This window comes from Streptomyces sp. NPDC058092, assembly GCF_042884935.1.
Classification (GTDB): Bacteria; Actinomycetota; Actinomycetes; order Streptomycetales; family Streptomycetaceae; genus Streptomyces.
The window spans coordinates 1-24,669 of sequence record NZ_JBHVSY010000036.1; the positions used below are offsets into that span (position 1 = coordinate 1).

Genomic DNA, 24,669 nt, shown 5'->3' on the forward strand with positions numbered 1-24,669 from the left:
CACAACAACCAGCCCAGGCTGGACACCCCAGTCATCACCCTCGTCGGACCCACCAAACCAGCCCCGACCTCCCGGAAGAAGACCTAAATCACCGGCATTGCGTCTAGGCCCTGTCCGGCGGATCATGTGAACGCCCCGTTCCTGGAGCACTATTTCGCTTGTGGGGCGGGGCGATCTGACAAACGATGAGTGGGTACGACTGGCGCCGCGGCTCCCGAAGTCCGGCTGCCGCGGCGGGCGTTGGATTAATCACCGCAAGGTGATCAACGGGATCCTGTTCCGGATACGTACAGGCGTCCCGTGGCGGGACCTGCCCGAGCGGTTCGGCAAATGGAAAACGGTCTACGAGCGCCACCGCCGTTGGTCGGCGGACGGCACGTGGGAAGGCATCTACCAGGCCGTCCTGACCGACGCCGACGCGTTGGAGCGAATCGACTGGAGCATGGTCAGCGTGGACTCCGGTGAGCCGTTGCTGCTGCTCCACGGCATTGGTCACCACTGTCAGGCCTGGTATCCGGTGCTGTCCGTCCTGGCTGCGGAACGGGACGTGACAGCCGTGGACCTTCCCGGTTTCGGTACCTCCCCGGCACTGCCCGAGGGGGTGAACAACAGTTCCCATTTCTTTCAGCGGATATCGGTCATCCTGGGTGAATATCCTGATGTTGTAAAGCTTTCCGAGTGGGCGGCGCGTAACGGCGTGCATTACCAGACCGCGTGGACCTGGGCGAAGGAGGGCCGTATGCCGGTCCCGGTTGTCCAGACGCCGTCGGGTACATGGCTCGTGACCGAGTCCGTCCCGCAGGCTGCGGGACGGGTCGTGGCGTACTGCCGTGTCTCGTCCGGTGACCAGAAAGCGGACCTGGAGCGCCAGGTCGCCCGGACCGTTCAAGGCGCAACGTCCCAGGGTCTCGCGGTCGCTGACGTGGTGACGGAGGTCGGCTCCGGCTTGAACGGGCGCCGTCGCAAGCTGCACCGGCTGCTCGCCGACCCGGGTGTGGGGACGATCGTGGTCGAGCACCGTGACCGCCTCGCCCCGTTCGGCGTCGAGCACCTGGAGGCCGCCCTCTCGGCCTCGGGGCGGCGCCTGCTCGTCCTTGACCCGGGCCAGACCGCCGACGATCTCGTACGGGATATCACCGAGGTCCTGACCTCGATGTGCGCACGCCTGTACGGCCGGCGCTTGGCGAAGAACCGCGCCGCCCAGGCAGTCGCCGTTGCCACCGGCCCCGAGGTGGCCGGATGAAGAAGTTCAAGTCCCGGCCCGGTTTCACCGTCCTCGCGTACAAGCTCGCGCTGGACCCGAACGCCACGGCCGGCCGCCACCTGCACTCGCACGCAGGTGCCGCGAGGGCAGCGTACAACTGGGCGGTCGCGTACATCACCGCCGCGTGGTGGCAGCGCAAGGCCGAGCAGTCCTACGGCATCTGCGAGGACGAGCTGACCCCATGGCGGTCGTGGTCGCTGCCCTCGCTGCGCAAGGCGTTCAACGAGGACAAACGCACCAACCCACGTTTCGCCGACTGGTGGGAGGAGAACTCCAAAGAGGCGTACAACACCGGCCTGGCAGGCGCGTCGGCGGCGTTCGACAACTACGCGAAGTCGAAGAGCGGTAAGCGCAAGGGCCCGAGGATGGGCATCCCCCGCTTCAAGTCGAAGCGGAAAGCGTCCCTGACCTGCCGGTTCACCACCGGAACGATCCGTATCGAACCTGACGGCAGGCACATCACCCTGCCCAGGATCGGCACCATCCGCCTCCATGAACACCGGGCGGACCTGCGCGCCCTCGCCGACGCGGGAAACATGCGGATCCTGTCCGCGACGGTGCGTCTGGACCGGGGCCGCTGGTTCGTGTCGTTGCAGGTCGAGGAGAAGCATCAGCTGGTGAAGGTCGCCCGTCCGGACGCGTCGGTCGGTGTCGACCTCGGCATCAAGACCCTCGCCGTCCTCGCGGACAGCGACGGTGTCCTGGCTACGGAACCCAACCCACGCCACCTCGACCGCGCGCAGAAGCAGCTGCGCCGCGCCAGTCGTGTCGTCTCGCGCCGCCAGGGCCCCGACCGGCGCACCGGTCGGCAGGCATCGAAGCGCTGGGAGCAGGCGAACCGGGCGCGGAACAAGGTGCACCACCGGGTCGCGAACCTCCGCGAGGACACCCTCCACAAGATGACGACCCGCCTCGCCTCCGAGTACGGCACGATCGTCATCGAAGACCTCAATGTGGCCGGAATGGGCCGAAACCGGCGCCTGTCCCGCCGGGTCGCGGATGCCGCGTTCGGCGAGATCCGACGCCAGCTCACCTACAAGACCCGTCGGCACGGCACGCGACTCGTCGTTGCCGGCCGCTGGTTCCCCTCCTCGAAGACCTGCTCGCGCTGCGGTGCGGTGAAAGCCAAGCTGCCCCTCAGCATGCGCGTCTTCGAGTGCGACAACTGCGGACTCGTCATCGACCGGGACGCAAACGCCGGACACAACCTGGTCGCCCTCGCGGCCCGCACAACAGGTACCGGAGTGGCCGGAGACCTGGACCCCGCCAAGGCGGAGTCGAAACCCCGTGGAGCCGACCGCAAGACCCGCAGCACCCGCCCGCGCCGCAACGCCGGGACGGGGCGGGCAGGCGGCACAATCCCCAGCCCCCGGGCCGGGAAGGAAACGGGAGACCGTCAACAAGCCACCAGAGCACAACTCACGCCCTGGTGACCCGTTACGGACCATTCCGGCGGAAACGCCGGGATTGCTGAAATCACTTGATGATCAAAACAACGGTTCCGTGCGACCTGGCGAGTGTGGTCCCGGTGCTCGGTGCGTTCCGCGCGCAGCTCGGCCTGGACCGTCCCCACGTGGCAGGCAATTCGCTCGGTGGTCTGCTGGCGCTGGAGCTGGACCGGGAGAATCTCGTGCGATCGGTGACGGCGCTGTCGCCCGCCGGCTTCTGGACGGAGGGTGAGCGTCGCTATGCGTTCGGGACACTGCGCGCGATGCGGCAGAGCGCACTGTCGATGCCGATGCCGGTGATCGAACGGCTCTCGCGCAGCGCGGCCGGACGGGCGGCCCTGACCAGCACCATCTACGCCCGGCCGGGCCGCCGTTCACCCGGTGCCGTTGTCGCGGAGACCGTCGCCCTGCGCGAGGCGACCGGTTTCCACCAGACGCTTGCCGTCGGGCGGAGTGTCGCGTTCACCGACGATGTGCCGAGGCTGCCCGTGACCGTCGCCTGGGGCAGCCGCGACCGGCTGTTGCTGCGCCGTCAGGGAATCAGGGCCAAGCACACCATCCCCGGTACCCGGCTGGTGCGGCTGCCCGGTTGCGGCCATGTTCCGATGAACGACGATCCGGCCGTCGTGGCGCGCGTCATCCTCGGCACCAGTCGTTGAATCGGCGCCCGGCGCCACGTCGCGCCCCGCAAGTAATCCGGAACCCAGCGCCACGCCCAGACCGACCAGAAGGCTGCCGCCGGCCTGCGGGATGCCGTACGAACCGGTGCCGACGAGCGGTGCGCTCAGCGCGGCGGAGACCGGGATCAGGCCGGAGAAGAGCGTGGCGCGTTCGGCGCCGATGCGCTGCATGCCCATGTACCAGCAGACGAAACCGACGACGGTGACCACGGCCGCCTGCCAGAGCAGCGCCATGGCCTCGCCAGGTGTCGGCGTCCGCAGAACGCCCCCGCCGTCGAGCAGTACACCGAGCAGCACGGACTCCGCGGCGGCGATGCCGCAGACCGTGGCGGACAGCAGCTTCGGCCCCAGGGGGCGCAGCACCGGTACGGCGAGGACGGCGAAGCCGACCTCGCCCGCCAGCGCGCCGACCGAACAGAGGATGCCCGCCAGGTCCGTACGGCCCCATCCCTGGACGGTAAACGCTCCGGCGGCTACGAGCGCGGCCGCGTACAGGACCGTTCGCGTCGGCCGACGCCCGTCCAGCAGCGGCACGAGAACGGCGACGAGGATCGGAGCGCAGCCGACGAACACTCCTGGAACGGCGGGTTCCGCGGAGCGTTCCGCCCCGAGGACAGCCAGATTGAAGCCGACCATGCCCACGGCTGCCAGCAACGCGAGCCGTCCCCACTCGCGCAGGGTGAGAGCACGCAGCCCGGCAGCCGGGCGGGACTGTCCGTCGCGGGCCACGAGGGGCAGGAGCAACAGCGCCGCAAGGCCGTACCGCAGTGCCTGGCCGCCCGCGTACGGGTAGTGGCCGAGGATGCTGTTGGCGGTGAAGGAGGCGCCCACGAGCATGCAGGCGAAGGCTGCGAGGAGCGCCCCGCGCAGAGAAGTGACGTTCATGGAGTCGACGCTAGGCAGCCCTGTGGTCCGGTTTAAGGTCCACTTTCATGACGCCTTCAAGGACCAATCCACCATCGGACCGTGTGGAGACCGGGGAGTTCGGCTCCGCTGCCTGGGAGTTGCTGCTTCCGGCTCCCGCCGCCCCGGCACGTCGGCGCGGTCGCGCGCTCCAGTCGGCACTGCGCGAAGCCGTCCGCTCCGGCAGTCTGGTTCCGGGTACGAGACTGCCGTCCAGCCGTGCGCTCGCCGCCGATCTGCGGGTGTCGCGGGGACTGGTCACCGAGGCGTACGGACAGCTCACCGCGGAGGGGTACCTGCGCAGCGGACGGGGTGCGGGCACATGGGTGAGCGGGACCGTTCGGGCCGCCACCCCGAGGGCGCGCGATCGCGCTCCGCGCGCGCCGGGCGCACGTGTGGACTTCCGTCCCGGTACACCGGATCTGTCACTGTTTCCGCGCAGCGCGTGGACCGCCACCCACCGTTCGGTGCTCGACCGGCTGCCGCACAGCACACTCGGCTATCCCGATCCGCGTGGGCTGCCCGAACTGCGCGAAGCCGTGGCCGCCCTGCTGACCAGGCGCCGGGGAGTGGTCGCCGATCCGGAGCGCCTGGTGGTGTGCTCCGGCGTGGCGCAGGCGATGACCCTGCTCGGGTTCGTTCTGCACGGGCGGGGAGTACGGACCGTCGGCGTCGAGGATCCCGGCAGCCCCGAGCATGCCGCGCTCTTCGCATCGGCCGGCATCACCACGACCGGGCTGCCGCTCGACGGCGAGGGACTGGCCGCCGAGGCTCTCGGACGCTCAGGTGTCCGCGCGGTCGTGACCACTCCGGCACACCAGTTCCCCACCGGAATCGCCTACTCCGCCGCCCGGCGGGGCAGGCTCCTGGACTGGGCACGCACCACGGACGGGCTGATCGTGGAGGACGACTACGACGGCGACTTCCGATATGACCGCGCGCCCGTCGGCTCGCTGCAGGGTCTCGACCCGGAACATGTCGCGTACACCGGTTCGGTGAGCAAATCGCTGGCCCCAGGGCTGCGGCTGGGCTGGCTGGTCGCACCGGCGACGATGACCGACGAGATCGTCGCGCGCAAACGCACGATGGATCTGGGCAATCCGGCCGTCGACCAGGCGGTCCTCGCCGACTTCATCGGGCGCGGCGGCTACGACCGGCAGTTGCGCCGCTGCCAGCGCGCCTACCGTGAGCGCCGGGACACGATGACCGCGGCGTTGGCGGAGCACTTCCCCGGCACCGAGGTGAGCGGGATCGCCGCCGGTCTGCACATCATCGCCCGACTGCCGGAACGGTACGGCCCCGAGCCGGTGTTCATGGCGCGCGCGGACGAGGCCGGAGTGGCCCTGCGGCCACTGACCGACTTCGGCACCAAGCCCTCAGCGGACCGAACGGTGAACCTGGTGCTCGGCTACGCGCATCTGCCTCCCCGGGATATCGCCGAAGGGGTGCGGTTGCTGGCGGCGGCTCAGCGGGATGCGAAAGGACCGGACATCGGTGAGAGCCGGAGCCGGGTGTTCATCTGAGGTTGGTGTGCGCGCTGCCGACGGGCACAAGGGTGGGGTCGGCCGACCAGCCACCCCGCTTCGTCCGCTGACCACTGCCCGGAGGCGCCTCGATGTCGTACCGTCCGTGTATTCCGTCCCTCGACCGCCGTGGTGTGCTGCGCGGTTCGCTCGCCGCATCGGCCGCGCTCACGCTCCCCGTGGTGGGTGCCGCAGCCCCCGCCTTCGCTCTGTCGGGGCGGCCGCGCGCCGCATGGGGCGTGCAGGTGGGCGATGTCACCTCGTCCTCGGCGCTGGTGTGGGTTCGTTCGGACCGCCCGGCACGGATGGTCGTGGAGACGTCGGCGACGGAGTCCTTCCGGCGGGCCCGCACCTGGCACGGTCCGCTGCTCGGTTCCGGCACCGACTTCACCGGGACGACACCGCTCTACGGGCTGCCGCCGGGTGAGCAGGTGCACTACCGGGTCACACTCGCGGCCCCCGAGGACCCCCGCCGCACCGGCGAACCGGTGTACGGAACCTTCCGTACCGCGCCCGCCCGGCGCCGGGACGGGGTGCGTTTCCTGTGGTCCGGCGACATCGCGGGCCAGGGCTGGGGCATCAACCCGGACATCGGCGGCTACGTGGTGTACGACGAGATGCGCCGCCTCGACCCGGACTTCTTTCTCTGCAGCGGCGACAACATCTACGCGGACGGGGTGATCGAGCCCAGCGTGAACCTGCCCGACGGGCGGGTCTGGCGCAACATCACCACCGAGGAGAAGGCGAAGGTCGCGGAGACCCTTGCCGAGTACCGCGGGAACTTCCGTTACAACCTCCTCGACGAGAATGTTCGCCGGTTCAACGCACAGGTGCCTTCGATCGTTCAGTGGGACGACCACGAGGTGCGCAACAACTGGTACCCGGGGCAGATCCTCGACGACTCCCGCTACACAGAGAAGAACGTCGACGTGCTGGCAGCCCGTTCGATGCGGGCGTTCCGCGAGTACTTCCCGGTGTCCACGCTGCGTGCCTCGGTCGGCGAGGGCCGGATGCACCGCGTGGTGCGGCACGGTCCGCTGCTCGATGTGTTCGTTCTCGACATGCGGTCCTTCCGCAACGCCAACTCCCCCGGCCGGCAGCCCGACGACACCACCGGCATCCTCGGCGCCGAGCAGCTCGGCTGGCTGAAGCACGAGCTGTCGCGGTCCCGCGCGGTGTGGAAGGTGATTGCCGCGGACATGCCGCTGGGGCTGGTGGTCACGGACGGTGCGACAGACTTCGAGGCGGTCGCGCAGGGCGATCCCGGAGCGCCGCTCGGCCGTGAGCTCCAGATCGCGGAACTGCTCCGGTACATCAAGCACCGAAAGATCACCGGCACCGTCTGGCTGACGGCCGATGTGCACTACACATCGGCGCAGCACTACGAGCCCGAGCGTGCGGCGTTCAAGGATTTCGCCCCGTTCTGGGAGTTCGTGTCGGGCCCTCTGGCCGCCGGTCAGTTCCCGGCCAACGCACTCGACGCGACATTCGGTCCCGACCGGGTCTTCGTGCGGGCGCCCGACCGCGCGAACGTGTCGCCGATGGAGACTCCGCAGTTCTTCGGCGAGGTCGACATCGACGGCCACAGCGGCGAGTTGACCGTGCGGCTGCGGGCGCAGGGTGGCTCGGTCCTGTTCAGCAAGGTGCTGCAGCCGGGCCGCGTAGGACAGTGAACCGGCCTGCTGCGCCAAGGCCCCGGGCGGCGGTCCGGGGCCGATTGTCAGTGCTGGGTTCTACCGTTGTTGCATGACCCGATCCGTGCTGGCATTGGCCTACTCACGCCCGTCCGCCCGGGAGTTCTCGCAGGCCGGGCAGAACCTCGGCCTGGAGACTTCCGGTGGCCTCACACCGCGGGGCACCGAGTCGCACCCCCGGTTTTTCTCCGGATTTCTCACATCGCCGAGGATCGCTGCCCGCGGCCTGCTGGCCGTGGCGGACGTGGCATCCGCGCGCTACTACCAGCGCACCCTGCCCGCGTCGCTGGACGAGGACATCGGCATTCAGGAGCGGGCACTCAAACTGGTGGCCCGGCACCTGCCCGCCGTCGGTGACGCGGTGCGGAAGGAACTTTCCCTGTCCGCCGCGCTGTTGAGTCCGGTGCACCGTACGACGGCGGCCGAGGTGTTCGGCGACCTGCCGGACCAGCAGTCGGCGTCGGAGCCGTACGAGGAGTTGCTGCCGCCCGCTCCGGCGCTGCGGCGTCTGGAATCGGTACCGGCGACGCTGCCCGAGCTCGTCGAGGAGGTGGCGGTCCTTGCAAGGTCCGCATCGCAGGAGATCACCTCCTTCGAGCGGGCGTTGGACGGGCTGGTCCGCCATGCCCGCACCGACCGGTCGGCGTTGGCCGACGCGCTGCGTGAGGCGCTGGCGGGTCAGTGGTGGCTCGACGACGGCCAACTGCCCTACGTCCAGCGGTGGCTCACCTCGGACGCGGGCATCGAGCTCGTCGTGGCCGTCCTGCTCGGACGGGTTCCTGTTCGGGCCGTGCAGGACGGGCGTGCCGCCTGGACCGGCACCGGGACCTGCGTCCATGCCGCGCTCGACGGGGTGATGAAGGCCCGGCTGTGGGAGGCCGCCGACGCCGTGCTGAGCGGCGGCGTGCCGTTCCTGTTGGCCGTCCCGACATGGCACACCGGCTCGCTCGACCCGGCCGTGCTCGTCGATCGACTGCATGCGTACAAACAGCTCGGGATCCGGCCCGGAGAGGCCGATTTCGCCCAGGCCCTGCTGCGCGTACGACGCGACGGTCAGCACGAGGCAACGGCAGCGGCCGGCCTGCTCGGCACCCCGGAAGGTGACCTGCTGGCCGCCTGGCTGCGGGCCGACGAGCCTGTCGCGCCCGTGTACCGGTTCGATCTGGAGAGGCAAAGGTCCTCGTCCGGCGGCTGGGCGCAGCAACCGACCGACTGGACACGGCGTGTCCTGGTGGCCACCGAGGAACGCCCTTTCATCCAGCAGGAGTTCCCTCGTTCCTTCCACTGGCTGGGCCATCCGCGCGTCCCGCATCGGCTCTGCTGTCACTGGGGCGAGAGCCCGTGGCCCTGGACCGCCACGCTGCCGGAGGACGGCGAGACACTGGCCGCATGGCTGCTGCCGAACCTCGCGACCTGTGCGATCGACGAGATCCGGGGCACGGCCGAGCCGCTGACCACGCTCGTCGAACTCGGCGGGCCGGCCGGCGAGGCCATCCACCTGGCCGTGGCGTACGCGATGGGAGCCCGGTATCCGGAGGACCGGCTGTCGGCAGTGGACGCGCTACTGACACTCGCGGCCCAGCACCGGCTGGACGCGGCGTTGCTGGGCAGGGAGTTGGCGATCCTCCTCGAACACAACCTGGTGAAACCCAATCGGCTCGCGGACTCCGCCCGTACGGCTGCTGCCACCGGCGCGTACCGGACGGTGCTCTCCGTGCTGACGGGGGTGCTGCCCGGGCTCCTGGCGCACAAGAAGGGGCCTCGCGGGCTGAGTGATCTGCTCTCCGTGACCGCCGAATGCGTGGAGCACTGTGGTCCGGTGGGTGCCGAGCCGATATCCGGGCTCGCCGAAACGGCCGCGCGCGGCGGATCGTCACAGCTGGTACGTCAAGCGGTGCGTCTGAGGACGGCCTGGGAGCAGGGTCCGGGGCCGAGGTGACGGCCCAGGACATCGTGGCGTATCCGGCAGCGACCTGTAGGCCGATGGGTTCCGCCCGGGCCGGGCGACAGCGTCCGGGCGGCGTCCGGGCGGCGCGGCGTCGTCCGGCCCGAGGGCTCCTGTCCGGGCCCGCCGGGCCCACCCGCCGGGCCCGGACAGGAGCTACCCGGCCTGGTCAGGAGCTGCCGTACCGCCGGCTCACAGCCCGGGCTCGAGGGCCGGCCGTACTGCTCCGAACCGCAATCGATCAAGACATCAATCGGCCAAAATAGATGATAGGGGACTAGATCCACGCTTAACCCATCAGTCACAAAGCGTTCGTGATCAGGCAACACCGCTCAGTCACAGTGAAGGCATGACTGATGCGACCTCCGCCAAGACTGCCCGCCGCTCCCACCACTGGCGGCGGGACGTGACCGAACTGGCCGCGCTGTTCACCGCCGTCGCGGTGGCCGACGCGATCGCCAACCTGATCGGGCACCAGCCGGACGGACCGTATCTCCTGATCGCCTCGGCCGTGGCCCTGGCTGTGACAGCCGCGTTCCACACCTGGTGGGCACGGCGCCACAGCCACGCCCCGCCGCCGACCGGTACCGACCTCATCACCGATACCGGCAGTACCGACAGCACAGCCCCGTCCGACAACACCAACAGCAACACCAACAACAACAACAACCATAGCGGCCACGACAGCCACACCGCCGCGACCGCGCTCGTGACCGCTCCCGCCGCCATGGGCCCGGGCCCCTCCCCCGAGGGCACGGTGCTGTGGCGGATGCGTACGACCGTTCGGGACGTCCCGGGCAGTCTGGCCGCGCTGTGCAGCACGCTCGCCCGGCACCGGGTCGACATCCTCACCCTGCAGACGCACCCGCTGCCACAGGGCACGGTCGACGAGTTCCTGCTGCGCGCCCCCGCCCCGCTCCAGGCGCAGCAGCTGAACCGGGCGATCTCCGCAGCGGGGGGCGGCTCGACCTGGATCGAGCGGGCGGACGAGCACGACCTGGTGGACGCCCCGACACGCATCCTGGGTCTCGCCACGCGTACGGCCCTGGATGCGGCCGAACTCCCCCTCGCCCTGCGTCAGCTGCTCGGCCGCTGCACGATCCACTCGCTGCCCGCCGTCTCGATCACCGGCCGCGCAACGGGTGAGACCGCCCCTGTGGAGGGTGTGCTGGAGGAGACGGTGATGCGGCTGCGCGACCCGTCAGGAGGCGCCATCACCATCGAGCGGCCCTATCTTCCGTTCACCCCGACCGAGTTCGCCCGGGCCCGCGCCCTGGTGGAGCTGGACGCCCGGCTCGGCCCCCGCGTCCCGCGCAGCGAGCACGTCCTCACGCTCCCCGAGGGCAACGAGATCACCGTGCGCCGCGCGGACCGCAGCGACCTCGGAGCCGCCCTCGCCATGCACGACCGCTGCTCCGAGCAGACGCTGCGGCTGCGCTACCACGGCCCGGTCCGTGACGCCGACCGTTACCTGGACCACCTGCTGAGTCCACGCTTCGGCCGCACCCTGGCGGGGCAGACGGCCTCGGGCCGGCTGGTCGCCCTCGGCCACCTCCTGTGGGACGGTGACGAGACCGAGGTCGCCCTCCTCGTCGAGGACGAGTGGCAGCGTCGCGGGATCGGCTCCGAACTCCTCGGCCGCCTGGTGGCGCTCGCCATCGAGGCAGGCTGCGAGAGCGTCTACGCCGTCACCCAGTCGTCCAACACCGGCATGGTCGCGGCCATGCGTGCGCTGTCCCTCCCGCTGGACTACCAGATCGAGGAGGGCACGCTGGTCATTACCGCCCGGCTGGATGCGACTCCCGTCCGTTCACTGCCTCCGTACGAGCAGGCCGGCCGCTGACACCCCCCTGAAGACCGAGGCCCTGCCGGCCGACGCCGTGCGGACCGCTCTCCTTGAGGCCGCCCGGCTCCTGTGAGCTCAGCGCCTGACACAGGTCGGCCCACAGATCCTCGACGTCCTCCAGACCGACCGACATCCGCAGCAGCCGGTCCCCGACGCCGGACGCCTGCCGGTCTCCCTCATCCACAATGCGGTGGCTGATGGAGGCCGGATGCTGGATCAGGGTGTCCACACTGCCGAGGCTGACCGCGGGCGTGACGAGCCGTACGGCCGAAATCACCCGGTGCGGATCCCCGTACACCTCGAACGAGACCATCGCCCCGCCCAGCTTCGGGTAGTGGACCCGGGCGACGCGCGGATCGGCCGTCAGCCGACGGGACAGTTCGGCGGCGCTCGCGGAAGCCGCCCGTACCCGCACCGGGAGCGTGGCGAGCCCGCGCAGCAGCAGGTACCCGGCCATCGGATGCAGCACTCCGCCGGTGGCGAAGCGGACCTGCCGCAGGCGGGCCGCGAACTCCTCGTCACAGGCGACGACCCCGCCCATCACATCGCCGTGCCCGCCGAGGTACTTGGTGGCGCTGTGCAGCACGATCCGCGCGCCGTGCTCGACGGGACGCTGGAGCACGGGTGTGGCGAACGTGTTGTCGACGAGCAGCGGCACGGAACCGCAGGAGTGCGCGATCGCCCGGATGTCGACCTCGGCGAGCGTCGGGTTGGCGGGCGTCTCCACCATCACCAGACCCGTGTCCGGACGGAGCGCCTCCGCAATGCCCGCCGGGTCGGTCCAGGTCACTTCGGTGCCCAGCAGACCGGCGCCGAGCAGGTGATCGCTGCAGCCGTAGAGCGGGCGGACGGCGACCACATGGCGCAGTCCCATACTGGCCCGGACCAGCAGGACGGCGGTGAGCGCCGCCATTCCGCTGGCGAACGACACCGCGCTCTCCGCTCCTTCGAGCCGGGCGAGGGCCGTCTCGAAACGGGCCGTAGTCGGGTTGTCCAGTCGTGCGTAGACAGGCGGCCCTTCAAGTCTCGCGCCGGTGGCGGCGAAGGTGTCGATCCGCTCGGCCTCGCCCCTGGAGTCGTACGAGGGGTAGGTGGTGGACAGATCGATCGGCGGGGCGTGCAGGCCGAGCGCCGCGAGATCGTCGCGGCCCGCGTGCACGGCTTCGGTGGCCAGCGCCCTGGACCGGGTTGTCGTCGAGGGCGCCATCGAGGCTTCGGTGTCCATGACGGCACTCTGAACAAACGCCGGGTGATCATGAAGGTGTCCCGTGTTACGTTCGGCAGATGGCCGATTCAGTCGTTCTCGACCCGGTGGATCTGCACATTCTGCGGCTGCTGCAGAACGATGCCCGGACCACCTACCGCGAACTGGCCGCCGAGGTCGGCGTCGCGCCGTCGACCTGCCTGGACCGGGTGGCCAGGCTGCGCCGCTCCGGCGTCATACTCGGCCACCAACTGCGTCTGGACCCGGCGAAGCTCGGCCGCGGTCTGGAGGCGCTGCTCTCCGTACAGGTCCGTCCGCACCGCAGAGAGCTCATCGGCCCGTTCGTCGAACGCATCAGGACGCTGCCCGAGTCCCGCGCGCTCTTCCATCTGACCGGGCCCGACGACTATCTGGTCCACGTCGCGGTCACCGGCACCGCGGATCTGCAACGCCTGGTGCTGGACGAATTCACCTCACGCCGTGAAGTGGCACGGGTCGAGACCCGGCTGATCTTCCAGCAGTGGGAGTGCGGACCCCTGCTGCCACCCGCCGCCGGACGGCCCGGGACGGGCGGCTGAGAACGCACGCCCGGCGGGCCACCGAGGCCGAATAATGGTGACGCGCAGGCCCCCGACGTACGAGGATGGCCGCATGTCAGATATTCCCAGCAGCGCGCTGCCCCGCCAGGTCGCCGACGCCTACGTCGACGCATTCATCGAGCTCGACCCGATCGCCGGCACCTACCTGGGTGTCGCGGAGAGCTCGCGCCACCTTCCCGACTTCTCCCCCGCGGGGCAGGAAGCCCTCGCCGAACTCGCCCGTACCACCCTGGCGAAGCTCGACGCCGCCGAACAGCTGCCCGGCGCGGACAGCGATGCCGAGCGCCGTTGCGGCCGCCTTCTGCGCGAGCGTCTCACGGCGGAACTCGCCGTCCATGAGGCCGACGAGAAACTGCGCACCGTCTCCAACCTCTCCTCCCCACCGCACAGCATCCGTGAGGTGTTCACGGTGACACCGACCGAGACCGACGAGGACTGGGCGGCGGTCGTGGACCGGCTGCGCGCGGTTCCCGCCGCACTGGAGGGCTACCGCGAGTCGCTCGCGCTCGGCCTGGAGCGCAAGCTGTACGGCGGCCCGCGCGCCACCGCCACCTTCATCGGCCAGCTCGACGAGTGGGCCGGCGACGGCGGGAGGGGTTTCTTCCATGACTTCGCGGCCGCCGGCCCGGCGTCCCTGCGCGCCGATCTGGACGACGGCGCCCGCCGGGCCACGGAGTCGGTCGTGGCGCTGCGCGACTGGATGCGCGATGTGTACGCCCCCGCGATCGAGGGCGCGCCGGACACGGTGGGCCGTAAGCGGTACGCGCGCTGGTCGCGCTACTTCAACGGCACCGATCTCGACCTCGACGAGGCGTACGCGTACGGCTGGTCCGAGTACCACCGGCTGCTCGCCGAGATGAGGACCGAGGCCGAGAAGATCCTGCCCGGCGCCGGTCCCTGGGAAGCGCTGGCCCATCTCGACGTGCACGGCAAGCACATCGAGGGGGTCGACGAGGTCCAGGCCTGGCTGCAGAGTCTGATGGACGAGGCGATCGAGGCGCTCGACGGTACGCACTTCGAACTCGCCGAGCGGGTACGGAAGGTGGAGTCCCGCATCGCCCCGCCCGGCGGCGCCGCTGCCCCGTACTACACGGGCCCGTCCGAGGACTTCTCCCGCCCCGGCCGCACCTGGCTGCCCACCATGGGCGAGACCCGTTTCCCGGTGTACGACCTGGTCTCCACCTGGTACCACGAGGGCGTGCCCGGCCACCATCTGCAGATCGCCCAGTGGACGCATGTCGCCGACAGCCTCTCGCGCTACCAGGCGTCGATCGGCGAGGTCAGCGCCAATGCCGAGGGCTGGGCGCTGTACGCGGAGCGGCTCATGGACGAGCTGGGCTTCCTGCCGGACGCCGAGCGCCGCCTCGGCTATCTGGACGCGCAGATGATGCGGGCCTGCCGGGTGATCGTGGACATCGGCATGCACGCGGAGATGGAGATTCCGGCGGACTCCCCGTTCCACCCCGGCGAGCGGTGGACCCCGGACCTGGCCCAGGAGTTCTTCGGCAACCACAGCGGCCGTCCGGCCGACTTCGTGGAGAGCGAGCTCACGCGCTATCTCTCGATGCCGGGGCAGGCGATCGGCTACAAGCTGGGCGAACGTGCCTGGCTGCTCGGCCGGGAGAACGCCCGCAAGGCGCACGGCGACGCGTTCGACGCCAAGGCCTGGCACATGGCCGCGCTGTCGCAGGGGCCGCTCGGTCTCGACGATCTCGTGGACGAGCTGTCCAAGCTCTGATCTGCCTCTCGCCCCCTCCCGTCGCCCCCGGTCCTCCGCACCACTCGCGGAACACCCCGGCAGGGGCGGCAGAGAGGGGGCACGCGTCCGGCGCGGCCGGTCAGCAGCCGCAGTCGTCGGAGTCGACCGGTGCGGTGAGCGGGTCGGCGTCGCGCCGTTCGCGCCCCTGCCAGGTCTCGAACGCGAAGCCCTCACGCACCCAGTACTCGAAGCCGCCGAGCATCTCCTTGACCTGGTAGCCGAGTTCGGCGAGGGCGAGCGCGGCGCGTGTTGCACCGTTGCAGCCGGGGCCCCAGCAGTACGTGACCACGGGGACGGCCGGGTCGAGGAGGTTGCGGGCCTGTTCGGGGATGAGGGCGGTCGGCAGATGGACCGCGCCGGGGACGTGCCCCTGGTCCCAGGATTCGGTGGAGCGCGTACTGAAGGTCACCGCCCGCTCGATGCGTCATCTGGAGGCGCTCTCGGGGAAGATCGGCGCCCTCGGCTCCGTCACCACGAGCGTCGTCTACTCCTCGCCGCTACCCCGGCGCGCCATCAGCCGCTGACCTCGCCCGCGGTGCGGTGCCGTACCGCCGATCCGTGTCGCTCCTTCACCACTTCGAGCTGTGCGGGGATGCGGCGGCGCAGGTCGGCGACATGGCTGACGATGCCGACGCTGCGGTCCCGTTCGCGCAGCGAGTCCAGTACGTCGAGCACCTCGTCGAGGGTCTGGTCGTCCAGGCTGCCGAAGCCCTCGTCGATGAAGAGGGTGTCCAGTCGTACGCCGCCGGCCTCGTCGGTGACGACATCGGCGAGGCCGAGCGCGAGGGCGAGCGAGGCGAAGAACGTCTCTCCGCCCGAGAGCGTCGCCGTGTCGCGTTCGCGTCCGGTCCAGGCGTCGACGACGTGCAGACCGAGGCCCGATCGGCGGCCTCCGGTGCGGGCATCGGAGTGGACCAGCGTGTAACGGCCGGACGACATGCGCTGCAGCCGTGCGGTGGCCGCGGCGGCGACCTGTTCGAGCCGGGCGGCGAGCACGTAGGACTCCAGCCGCATCTTGCGTTCGTTGTCCGCAGAGGTACCCGCGGTGAGCCCGGCCAGCCGTGCCACCCGGTCGTACTCCTCACGCAGCGGCCCGAGCCTGCGCACCTCGTCCGTGGCGCTGCGCGACAGCCTGCCCAGCTCGGCGCAGCGCTCGCGTGCGGCTGCCAGTGCCGCGGAGGCGTCCCGCAGCAACCGTTCGGCCGTGTCGTACGCGGCCTGCGCGGCGTCCACCGCGGCGGGCGGGCCGTCGGCGGCGGCTCGGGTCGCGGTCTCGGCGAGACGGTCGGCGACGGCCGCCGCCTCGGACTGCCAGGCGTCGATCAGGCGCTGCAGTCCGCGCTGTTCGGCGTCGGTGAGGAGAACCGCGGACGCGGCCTGCGGGGTGTCGAACCCGGCCCGGAACGCGGCGTCCGCGAGTCGGCCGTCGGACTCCTTGCGGCGCTGTGCGGCCGACTCCTCCTCGCGCACCGCCGCGGCGGCCGCGGCGAGCAGACCGACCCGGCGCTCCAGCAGCTCGGCGTGCTCGGCGACGCTGCCGGACTCCCCGCGGGCGACCGCCAACTCTGCTTCCAGCGTGGCCTGTTCACGGTCCAGGCCTTCCCGTAGGGAGGTACGGGCCGCGGTCCGGCGCTCGGCCAGTTGCCGGCTCTCGAGACACTCGGCGTGTTCCCGCTCGGCCACGGCGAATGTCTCGCGCGCCGCGTGCGTGCCGGCGGCGGTCCGGTGCGCCTCGGCATGTCTGCGCGTCAGCCCCTCGACGAGCGCCGCGAGTTCGGCGACGGTGGGATCGGCGACGGGCTCGTCCGCGGAAACCCGAAGGGGCCGCTCGCCGTGGGCCGCATCGGTCGCAACCACCTCGGCCCCGGCGCCCGACGCGGCCGGTGCCGACCCGGAAGCAACGCCTCCAGCCACCGACGCGGACACGGCCGACTCGACCGCAACGCCCCCGGCCCCCCGCCCGGACGCACCCGGGTCGGTGGCAGCGGCGCCGTCCCTCGGCTGCGGCACCATCGGCTGTGCGGCGGCGGCGCGGGCCGCCAGGTGCTTCTCGCGTACGACCCCGAGCTCCCGGTCCGCCTCCGTGCGCGCCTCCTCGGCCCGCCGGTACGCGTCGAGAGCCCGCTCCTCGGTGGCCCGGTCGACATGGCCGTCGCCGGCGCGTGCGGGCCTGGGGTGGTCGGCGGAGCCGCACACCTTGCAGTCCTCGCCGTCCACCAGCTCGGCGGCCAGTTCCGCGGCGATGTCGCGGAGCCGTCGTTCGCGAAGCTCCAGCCACGTCTCGTGGGCGCCCGAGGTCCGCTCACGGGCCTCGGCCAGCCGCTCGGCGGCGGCCGACGCCTGGATGGCGAGCGCGTCACGGCGGCGGGCCGCTTCCAGCCGTGCGCGGGCCGGCTCCAGTCGGCCGGCGAGCTGTTCGGCGCGGGTCGCGGCCTCCTGGGCCTCCTCGATGCGGGCCCGCAACTCGTAACGGGTGGCTTCCCAGTCGGCCAGCCGGCCCTCGGCCTCGTGGATCAGCTCGTCGTCGGCCCGGGCCTCGCGCTCCAGCCCGGCCCGCTCGGCGTCGATCTGCACACTGCGCCGCTCGGCGCGCTGCGCGGCGTCGAGGCCGCCGAGTTCCTGGCGGAGTCTCCGTTCCAGTTCCGCCAGTTGTTCGGCACCGGCGTCGGCCAGGGTGTCGGGCAGCAGTGCCCGGGCATCGTCGCGGGCCTCGCGGGCCGTGCGGTACGCGCGCTCGGCCTCGTCACGCAGCTCCAGTGCGGGAGCGACGAGGTCGGCCTTGCGGGCCCGCGCGAGCCGTTCACGGTGCCGGTCGTGGTCGGGACGGCCGGCTTCGAGTGCGTCTGCGCGGCGCTGCGTCTCCTCGTACCGCTGCTGGAGCGCGGCACGTTCGCGTTCGCTGTCGAGGGCCAGGCGGGCGGCGGACTGCCGGCCTTCGGCCATGGCCAGTACGGACGCAGCGATGTCGAGCCGTTCCCGGGCGTTGCTGCGGGCCGCCGCGGCCCACTCCAGCACGCCGTCGGCGAGCCCCGGTTCGCCGGGCTGGATGCCGGGCAGCGGCGATTCACGCGCGGCGGGTCCGGCGGCCTGGGCGATCCGCTGGGCGATCGCGAGGATCCGTTCGTCCCCGGCCCTGACCTGTGCTTCGGCGGTACGGCGCAGTTCGGCGAGGCGCTCCTCGACGGCGGCGAAACGGCGGGTGTCGAAGAGCCTGCCGAGCAGTTTGCCGCGCGCCTCGGCATCCGCGCGCAGGAAACGTGCGAAGTCGCCCTGGGGCAGGAGGACCACCTGGCAGAACTGGTCCCGGCTCATCCCGATGAGCTGGGTGATCTCCTCGCCGATCTCCTGGTGCGAGCGGCTCAGGGGCTGCCAGCCGTCGTCGGGGTCGTACTCCCGCAGCCTGCTCTGGGCCTTCTCCGTGGTGAAGCCGTTGCCCTTCTTCTTGGGGCGGGGCTGTGCGGGGCACCGGGTGACTTCGAGGCGTCGGCCGCCGACGGTCAGTTCGAGCGTGACCTCGGTGGGGAGGCCGGCCGGGGCGTGGTCGCTGCGCAGCGACGTGCCGGGGCTCTGGCGGGCGCCGGGCACCGCGCCGTACAGGCCGTAGCAGACCGCGTCGAGGACCGAGGTCTTCCCGGCACCGGTCGGCCCGTGGAGCAGGAAGAGCCCGGCCGAGGAGAGTGCGTCGAAGTCGATGTCCTGGGTGGCGCCGAACGGCCCGAAGGCGGTGAGGCTGAGCCTGTGGAGTCTCAACGGTTCACCTCGCGCACACCGTCGTCGACCCGTACGTGGTCGAAGGCGCCGCGCAGCACGGTGCGCTCCTGCTCGTCCGCCGACGTCCCGCCCCGCACATGTGCCACGAAGTCCTCCGCGATCTGCTGGTCGTCGCGCCCCTGGAGGCGCTGTGCGTACGAGGCGAGCGGGTCGTCGGGGGCCCGGTCGGGTTCGAACACGAGACTGAGGGTGTGCGGGAACCGCTCGACGAGGCGGGCCATCGGCTCGACCGGACGCACCGGGTCGGTGAGCGTGGCCTCCACCCAGGAGTTCCGGTGCCGCTCCAGCGCGGGGTCGTCGACGAGGATGTCGAGGCGGCCGCGGAGTCTGGCGAGCGGACGGGGCACCGGGCAGTCGATGCGTTCGGCGGCGATCGCGCCCGAGGCGTCGAGGTCGATCAGCCACATCGTCTTGCGGTGGGCGGCCTCGGAGAAGGAGTACGCGAGCGGCGAGCCCGAGTAGCGGACCCGTTCGGTGACGGTCTGGCAGCCGTGCAGATGCCCGAGCGCCACGTAGTCGACGCCGTCGAAGACTCCGGCGGGTACGGCGGCCACCCCGCCGACGGTGATGTCGCGTTCGCTGTCGCTGGGCTCGCCGCCCGCGACGAAGGCATGCGCGAGCACCACGGACCGGGTGGTGCCGGGGCGGCTCGCGAGGTCGGTGCGCACCCGGTCCATGGCTGCGGTCAGCACCGCCTCGTGCCCGGCACGCTCCGCCTTGAAGATGTCCTTCACCAGGGCGGGTTCCAGATAGGGCAGCCCGTAGAACGCCACGTCGCCGTGTGCGTCGCGCAGGACGACGGGGGTGGCGCAGTGGGCGGGGTGGGTACGCAGATGGATTCCGGCCCGCTCGATCAGGCCCGCGCCGACACCCAGCCTGCGCGCCGAGTCGTGGTTTCCGGAGATCATCACGGTGGGCGCACCGGCGGCGGCGAGCCGGTGCAGCACGTCGTCGAAGAGCTCGACGGCGGAGAGCGGCGGAACGGCTCTGTCGTACACGTCACCCGCGACGAGGACCACGTCCACCTCGTGTGCCCGCACCGTGGCCACCAGGTGGTCCAGGTAGGCGGCCTGGGCTTCGAGCAGGGAGACCCGGTGGAACGACCGCCCCAGGTGCCAGTCCGATGTGTGCAGAATCCTCAATGTGACGCTCCGACCTGCACGTTGCCCCTCACTCCGCTCCCAGAACCAGCACCGAACCAGCACCGGCCCCGCCACCATCACGAACTACGCTAGCGCCGGTCAGCAGCTGATCCATCACGGACCTCAGTTTGCCACCGGCGTCCGGGGTGAGATGGCCATAGATGTCAGCGGTGATCTGGATCGTCGAGTGGCAAAACCAGCGCGAAACTTCCAAGAGTGAAACCCCGCCCGCGATGGCGCTACTGGCAAAGAAGTACCGCAGCGTGTGTGCTGTCCAGGGCTCATCCCCCTAGCACCTTCTTGACAGCCCTCTTGAAGTCGGTGCGACAGTTCGGTCCAGGACCTCGCCTCCATGATGAGCATGCATGAGATAGCCGTCACGACCGACACGATGCTCTTCCACATGGCGTTCGACGGCGGCCCAGACGGTCGGGAGGAAAGGGACATTCTGCCTTGCACCCATCGGCTCGCTCAACTCTCACGAATTGACGACGAAGGCGGAGCATTCCATCATCGAAGTCTGCTTATCGAACGGCCAGGACTTCACCAATAAAAGGTCGCAACCAGCCATAAGCCGGCTCCAAATCGCCCAGTCGGAACGAATGGCATCTGCGATGGCACGCACAGCCTTCCCGCCTGGAAGGGACTTTTCATCAATCCTTCTGGTCTTGAAATTTGGGAGCGACGCCAACGCAACGGGCGACTCAGGGGTTCGCTTTTATTTCACCGCCACATTGTCTCGATATCCCGCGAAGTGACCGCGATCAAAGGCTTCGCCCCAAGGTGCGGATCCAGGTGCAGGTCCGAGGACCTGGTCGCCACGGTGACCGGCTTCAACGTCTCCCCCAAGCTGTCATCCGCCGGGGGATGCCCCGTCCGCGAAGGACCCGACGCCGGAAAAGCAGCCGACGGCAGTGACACACTTCTCGCAGGGCCCGGCCGGAAACGACCGGGCAATGGCGGACGTGGAGGTCACCGAGGAGCAGCCGGCCAAGGGTAACGAGCCGGAGTTGGACCAGGCGCTGTCCGCGAAGATGAGCCGTGTACGGCCAGTATTAGCCACGTTCCGCTTCGTAGTGCATGCCCGCGCAGAGCGCCCAGGCAATCAAGAGATTGATGGCGATGAGCACGGTTGCCCACAAGGGGTAGTAGGGCACCCACAGAAAGTTGGCGATCGCGCCCAGCCCGGCGATGGCGACACCGAAGAAGCGCGCCCACACGGCACCGCTGAGGACTGCGCAGCCGGCGAGGACGAGAAGGATGCCCAGGATCAGATGGATCCAGCCCCAGCCCGTCAGGTTGAACTCGAATACATAGTGACGCGTCGCGAGGAACAGGCCACCCTTCGCGATAGCGGCGATCCCCTCGAAGATCGCCATCGCTCCGCCGATGATCATCAGAGCTGCTGCGAGAACGGTCAAACCGGACCGGAACGCAATCAGCGAATTCGTGTCGCTGGTGCCGGTTTCGGGTCTGTTGATGTCACTCGTCATCTCGGCCTCCTTGGGTGGCTGAATCATCCGGCCGACCGAACCGGCCCAGCGAAGTTTCCCCACGTCCAAGCGTGTCATGGCGGTACCCCGACGGCACTTCGTGGCCGGCCTTCCAGGGAAGCCGCCCCGGCCCGGGCACTCGCCGTCGGTGTGCACGCGGGGCGTGAGCCGGTGCGGCTGTCGCAGCATGTCCCGGTGTACGTGGGCAGGCCGCGTGATGCCGCCAAGCGCGCCCGGGGCCACTGACCGCGTCTTGCTCCAGGGACACAAGCCCCGAGAACAAGACCAAACAATCCGCAAAAGGTACATTTCCTCCCCGTGAAGAGGTGCAGCATCTCAGCCCCCTGAGCTGTGAGCGAGGGGCCGGATGCCGGAAGACATGAAGCGTGCAGCGGACACTGCGGTGCGCGAGCCGTCGCTGACGGACGCGCTGGTGCCGATGGGCGTGCTCGTGGTGCTGGTCGGCGGTGCGCTGGGGCTGTTCGGCCTGGATGCTCTGGATGGGCCGCTGCAGGTCGCGCTGGTGCTGTGCGCCATGTCCGTCGCGCTGGTCGCGATGCGCATGGGGCACCGGTGGCAGGCGGTTCAGAAGGTCGGCCAGGGGGCGATGTCGTCCATCACCAGCGCGGTGTTCATCCTGCTGGCCGTCGGGGCGCTCATCGGGGTATGGAACCTGTCCGGCACCATCCCGACCCTGCTCTACTACGGCATCCAGCTCCTTTCGCCGAGCTGGTACTACGCGGCGACGGCCCTGATCTGCGGCCTCATCTCGCTGAGCATCGGCAGTTCGTGGACGACGGCCGGCACGATCTGGGTCGGCCTGGTCGGGGTCGCCGACATGCTCGGTGTGTCGGCCGCGATCACCGCGGGCGCGGTCATCTCCGGCGCCTATCTCGGGGACAAACTCTCACCGCTGTCGGAGACGACGGTGCTGACGGCGCAGATGGTGAAGGTGGACGTCTACGAGCACCTCAAGAGGCAGGCGTGGACCTCGGTCCCGGCGTTCGTCATCGCCTTCGTTGCGTTCCTCGTCATCGGTCTGGTCAAGGGCCCCGACGTGACGAACCCGGTCGGCGAGCAGATCGAGCTGAACAGCCTCAACGGCATTTACCACATCACCCCGCTCAGCCTCCTGCCGCTGGTGCTGCTGGGCTTCCTGTCGATCCGCAAGGTGCCCGCCTCCCTGGCGCTGGTCTACTCGACGCTGTTCGCCGGATGCCTCGGCGCGTTTCTGCAGCCGTCCGTGATGCGGGACTTCGTGTCCGGCTCGGGCAACATAGTCATCGAGTCGGTCAAGGGCGTCTGGAGCGCCATGGCCAACGGCTTCTCCATCCACTCCGGCATCGGCGAGATCGACGAGCTGCTCTCCCGCGGCGGTATAGACAGGATGCTGCTCACCCTGTGGCTGATCGTCGGCGCCGTGACCTTCGGCGCGCTGCTGGAGGAGTTCGGCCTGATCGGACGACTGATCGATCCCGTGATCCGTTCGGCCAAGAGCACCGGACGCCTGTATGTGACTGTCTTCGCCTGCGCCTTCGGCCTGAACATCGTCGCCGGTGACCAGTACATCGCCCTCGTCCTGCCATCGAGGGTCTTCCGGCTGGAGTTCGCCAAGCGGGGTCTCGCCCCCACCAACCTGTCGCGGCTCGCGGCCGACAGCGGCACCGTCACCTCGCCACTCGTGCCATGGACTTCTGCGGTGCGTACATGGGCGCCGTGCACGGCGTACCGACCCTGTTGTACCTGCCGTACGGGATCTTCAACTACGCCAGTCCCGCCCTGAGCGTCCTGTACGGCATCACCGGCTTCAAGATCGAAAAAGTGGAGCCCGGCACCGGCGCGGACCAGCCCGCCCCCTCCAGCTGACCGCCGCAACCACCGCCGTACCGCCGTACAAGGAAAGGCCGTGAGGCATGGCTACCTACGCTGATGCGAAGACTCCCGCAGTCAAACTGTCACTGGTCACCCTGTCCGCGATGGTGGTCGGCTCCATGGTCGGGGCCGGGGTCTTCTCACTGCCCCGCCGGTTCGCCGAGGAGACCGGCGTCGCCGGGGCGCTCATCGCCTGGGCCATCGCCGGCACCGGCATGCTGATGCTCGCACTCGTGTTCCAGTCGCTCGCCATGCGCCGACCGGACCTGGACGTAGGTGTGTACGCCTACGCCAAAGCCGGATTCGGTGAATACCTCGGCTTCTTCTCGGCGTTCGGCTACTGGGCCAGCGCCTGCGTCGGCAACGTGACCTACTGGGTCCTGATCATGTCGACGATCGGCGCCATCTGGCCCGCCCTCGGCGACGGCGACACGATCCTCGCGGCGGTACTGTCCTCGATCGGGCTGTGGGCCTTCTTGCTGCTGATCAAACAGGGAGTCAAAGAGGCCGCGGCGATCAACCGCATCGTCACCGTCGCCAAGATCGTGCCGATCCTGGTGTTCATCATTCTCGCGCTCTTCTACCTGGACACCGACGTGTTCGCCCAGAACTGGGGCGGCGCCGACTACGCCGGCTCCCTGTTCAACCAGGTCCGCGGCACCATGCTCGCCACCGTCTTCGTCTTCCTCGGCGTCGAGGGCGCCAGCGTCTACTCCCGGCACGCCAAACGCCGCCAGGACGTCGGCCGCGCCACCGTCCTCGGCTTCCTCAGCGTCTTCGCCGTCTTCGCCTCGGTCACCATCGTCTCTTACGGAATCCTGCCCATGAGCGAGATCGCCGAGCTTCGCCAGCCCTCCATGGCCGGCGTCCTCGAGCACGCCGTCGGAACATGGGGCGAAGTGTTCGTCAGCGTCGGACTGATCGTCTCCGTCCTCGGCGCCTACCTCGCCTGGACCCTGATGGCCGCCGAGGTGCTCTACGTCGCCGCCAAGGACGACGACATGCCCCGCTTCCTACGCCGCGCCACCGCGGACGACGTACCCGTCCCGGCCCTGGTCATGACCACCCTCCTGGCCCAAGTGGTCCTGATCATCACGCTGTTCTCCGACGACGCGTTCAACTTCGCACTCGACCTGACCAGCGCCCTGAGTCTGATCCCGTATCTGCTCGCCGCCGCGTTCGCCGTGAAGATCACGCTCAAGCCCGACAGCCGCACCGAGGGAAGCGGCTCCGCCACGGGCCTCGCCGTCGCGGTCCTCGCCACCCTCTACACGGCATTCCTGCTCTATGCGGCCGGGCTCAAGTTCGTCCTGCTGTCCTTCATCGTCTACGCCCCGGCCACGATCCTGTTCGTCATGGCCCGCCGCGAACAGGGCAGACGCCTGTTCGCACCCGGCGAACTGGCGATCTGCGCCGTATCGGTCGCCGGCGCCGTGATGGGCCTGATCGCCCTGGCGGCCGGCTGGATCAGCATCTGAGCCGAGTCAACCGCCCCACTCATCCGCGGCTGCCCGTCGCCCACCGGA

Annotated in this window: 14 protein-coding genes and 6 pseudogenes; 14 read left to right on the forward strand and 6 right to left on the reverse strand. The window is 70.0% G+C overall.

The genetic code is table 11. From position 1 onward, the window contains the following. Positions 1 to 160: 160 nt before the first annotated feature. The 4 genes and pseudogenes from ACFVV1_RS36990 to ACFVV1_RS37005 all read left to right on the forward strand — a co-directional run. Positions 161 to 544, forward strand: a pseudogene (locus ACFVV1_RS36990) (transposase); the annotation flags it as partial. A 99-nt stretch (positions 545 to 643) separates the two neighbouring features. Then, positions 644 to 1,243 (forward strand): IS607 family transposase, encoded by a 600-nt coding sequence (locus ACFVV1_RS36995; RefSeq protein ID WP_389999043.1) that lies wholly within the window; start codon positions 644 to 646, stop codon positions 1,241 to 1,243. Next, positions 1,240 to 2,697, forward strand: a complete 1,458-nt coding sequence (tnpB, locus tag ACFVV1_RS37000) for an IS607 family element RNA-guided endonuclease TnpB (RefSeq protein WP_389998897.1) — start codon at positions 1,240 to 1,242, stop codon at positions 2,695 to 2,697. Before ACFVV1_RS36995 ends, tnpB begins: the two co-directional genes overlap by 4 nt. A 65-nt stretch (positions 2,698 to 2,762) precedes the next feature. Beyond that, positions 2,763 to 3,371 (forward strand): annotated as a pseudogene (locus tag ACFVV1_RS37005) (alpha/beta fold hydrolase); the annotation flags it as partial. 57 nt (positions 3,372 to 3,428) lie between these two features. Here ACFVV1_RS37005 and ACFVV1_RS37010 read toward each other — a convergent pair. Then, positions 3,429 to 4,277, reverse strand: a pseudogene (locus ACFVV1_RS37010) (DMT family transporter); the annotation flags it as partial. Positions 4,278 to 4,324: 47 nt separating this feature from the next. Here ACFVV1_RS37010 and ACFVV1_RS37015 point away from each other — a divergent pair. The 5 genes and pseudogenes from ACFVV1_RS37015 (at position 4,325) to ACFVV1_RS37035 (ending at position 11,300) form a co-directional block, all read left to right on the forward strand. Beyond that, positions 4,325 to 5,818, forward strand: coding sequence for a PLP-dependent aminotransferase family protein (locus ACFVV1_RS37015; protein WP_389998900.1), 1,494 nt, complete (start codon positions 4,325 to 4,327; stop codon positions 5,816 to 5,818). A gap of 92 nt (positions 5,819 to 5,910) precedes the next feature. Further along, positions 5,911 to 7,491: an alkaline phosphatase D family protein gene (locus ACFVV1_RS37020; RefSeq protein ID WP_389998903.1), complete on the forward strand. Its 1,581-nt coding sequence runs from the start codon at positions 5,911 to 5,913 to the stop codon at positions 7,489 to 7,491. Positions 7,492 to 7,564: 73 nt separating this feature from the next. Beyond that, a pseudogene (locus ACFVV1_RS37025) lies at positions 7,565 to 7,804 on the forward strand (SWIM zinc finger family protein); the annotation flags it as partial. Positions 7,805 to 7,816: 12 nt separating this feature from the next. Continuing rightward, positions 7,817 to 9,451 carry a DUF6493 family protein gene (locus tag ACFVV1_RS37030; protein WP_389999046.1) on the forward strand — a complete coding sequence of 545 codons (1,635 nt, stop codon included), beginning with the start codon at positions 7,817 to 7,819 and terminating at the stop codon, positions 9,449 to 9,451. A 355-nt stretch (positions 9,452 to 9,806) separates the two neighbouring features. Beyond that, positions 9,807 to 11,300, forward strand: a complete 1,494-nt coding sequence (locus ACFVV1_RS37035; RefSeq protein ID WP_389998906.1) for a GNAT family N-acetyltransferase — start codon at positions 9,807 to 9,809, stop codon at positions 11,298 to 11,300. On the opposite strand, the gene ACFVV1_RS37040 is transcribed toward ACFVV1_RS37035, so the two are convergent. After that, positions 11,236 to 12,528 carry a trans-sulfuration enzyme family protein gene (locus tag ACFVV1_RS37040; RefSeq protein ID WP_389998909.1) on the reverse strand — a complete coding sequence of 431 codons (1,293 nt, stop codon included), beginning with the start codon at positions 12,526 to 12,528 and terminating at the stop codon, positions 11,236 to 11,238. The genes ACFVV1_RS37035 and ACFVV1_RS37040 overlap by 65 nt on opposite strands. 59 nt (positions 12,529 to 12,587) lie before the next feature. Between ACFVV1_RS37040 and ACFVV1_RS37045 the strand changes: the two genes are divergently transcribed. Further along, positions 12,588 to 13,085, forward strand: coding sequence for an Lrp/AsnC family transcriptional regulator (locus ACFVV1_RS37045; protein WP_389998912.1), 498 nt, complete (start codon positions 12,588 to 12,590; stop codon positions 13,083 to 13,085). A gap of 73 nt (positions 13,086 to 13,158) precedes the next feature. Then, the gene (locus ACFVV1_RS37050; protein ID WP_389998915.1) at positions 13,159 to 14,844 is read left to right on the forward strand and encodes a DUF885 domain-containing protein; all 1,686 of its coding nucleotides are present in this window, start codon (positions 13,159 to 13,161) and stop codon (positions 14,842 to 14,844) included. Between the two features lie 100 nt (positions 14,845 to 14,944). On the opposite strand, the pseudogene ACFVV1_RS37055 reads toward ACFVV1_RS37050, so the two are convergent. Next, a pseudogene (locus tag ACFVV1_RS37055) lies at positions 14,945 to 15,274 on the reverse strand (rhodanese-like domain-containing protein); the annotation flags it as partial. Between ACFVV1_RS37055 and ACFVV1_RS37060 the strand changes: the two are divergent. Beyond that, a pseudogene (locus ACFVV1_RS37060) lies at positions 15,261 to 15,389 on the forward strand (Lrp/AsnC family transcriptional regulator); the annotation flags it as partial. The pseudogenes ACFVV1_RS37055 and ACFVV1_RS37060 overlap by 14 nt on opposite strands. Here the strand turns inward: ACFVV1_RS37060 and ACFVV1_RS37065 are convergent. The 3 genes from ACFVV1_RS37065 to ACFVV1_RS37075 form a co-directional block, all read right to left on the reverse strand. After that, positions 15,379 to 18,615, reverse strand: coding sequence for an AAA family ATPase (locus tag ACFVV1_RS37065; protein ID WP_389998918.1), 3,237 nt, complete (start codon positions 18,613 to 18,615; stop codon positions 15,379 to 15,381). The pseudogene ACFVV1_RS37060 and the gene ACFVV1_RS37065 sit on opposite strands and share 11 nt — an antisense overlap. Next, on the reverse strand, positions 18,612 to 19,778 hold the full coding sequence (locus ACFVV1_RS37070) for an exonuclease SbcCD subunit D (protein WP_389998921.1): 1,167 nt from the start codon (positions 19,776 to 19,778) through the stop codon (positions 18,612 to 18,614). Before ACFVV1_RS37070 ends, ACFVV1_RS37065 begins: the two co-directional genes overlap by 4 nt. Positions 19,779 to 20,833: 1,055 nt before the next feature. Next, positions 20,834 to 21,271 (reverse strand): hypothetical protein, encoded by a 438-nt coding sequence (locus tag ACFVV1_RS37075; protein ID WP_389998923.1) that lies wholly within the window; start codon positions 21,269 to 21,271, stop codon positions 20,834 to 20,836. Between the two features lie 379 nt (positions 21,272 to 21,650). On the opposite strand from ACFVV1_RS37075, the gene ACFVV1_RS37080 reads away from it, so the two are divergent. After that, positions 21,651 to 23,054, forward strand: a complete 1,404-nt coding sequence (locus ACFVV1_RS37080) for a Na+/H+ antiporter NhaC family protein (protein WP_389998926.1) — start codon at positions 21,651 to 21,653, stop codon at positions 23,052 to 23,054. Between the two features lie 130 nt (positions 23,055 to 23,184). Further along, the gene (locus ACFVV1_RS37085; RefSeq protein WP_389998928.1) at positions 23,185 to 24,621 is read left to right on the forward strand and encodes a basic amino acid/polyamine antiporter; all 1,437 of its coding nucleotides are present in this window, start codon (positions 23,185 to 23,187) and stop codon (positions 24,619 to 24,621) included. Positions 24,622 to 24,669 lie beyond the last annotated feature (48 nt).

Bases quoted from the DNA above. Each gene is read 5' to 3' on its own strand.
- tnpB (WP_389998897.1), top strand. From the start codon at position 1,240: ATGAAGAAGTTCAAGTCCCGGCCCGGTTTCACCGTCCTCGCGTACAAG.
- ACFVV1_RS37015 (WP_389998900.1), top strand. From the start codon at position 4,325: ATGACGCCTTCAAGGACCAATCCACCATCGGACCGTGTGGAGACCGGG.
- ACFVV1_RS37020 (WP_389998903.1), top strand. From the start codon at position 5,911: ATGTCGTACCGTCCGTGTATTCCGTCCCTCGACCGCCGTGGTGTGCTG.
- ACFVV1_RS37035 (WP_389998906.1), top strand. From the start codon at position 9,807: ATGACTGATGCGACCTCCGCCAAGACTGCCCGCCGCTCCCACCACTGG.
- ACFVV1_RS37040 (WP_389998909.1), bottom strand. From the start codon at position 12,528: ATGGACACCGAAGCCTCGATGGCGCCCTCGACGACAACCCGGTCCAGG.
- ACFVV1_RS37045 (WP_389998912.1), top strand. From the start codon at position 12,588: ATGGCCGATTCAGTCGTTCTCGACCCGGTGGATCTGCACATTCTGCGG.
- ACFVV1_RS37050 (WP_389998915.1), top strand. From the start codon at position 13,159: ATGTCAGATATTCCCAGCAGCGCGCTGCCCCGCCAGGTCGCCGACGCC.
- ACFVV1_RS37075 (WP_389998923.1), bottom strand. From the start codon at position 21,271: ATGACGAGTGACATCAACAGACCCGAAACCGGCACCAGCGACACGAAT.
- ACFVV1_RS37080 (WP_389998926.1), top strand. From the start codon at position 21,651: ATGAAGCGTGCAGCGGACACTGCGGTGCGCGAGCCGTCGCTGACGGAC.
- ACFVV1_RS37085 (WP_389998928.1), top strand. From the start codon at position 23,185: ATGGCTACCTACGCTGATGCGAAGACTCCCGCAGTCAAACTGTCACTG.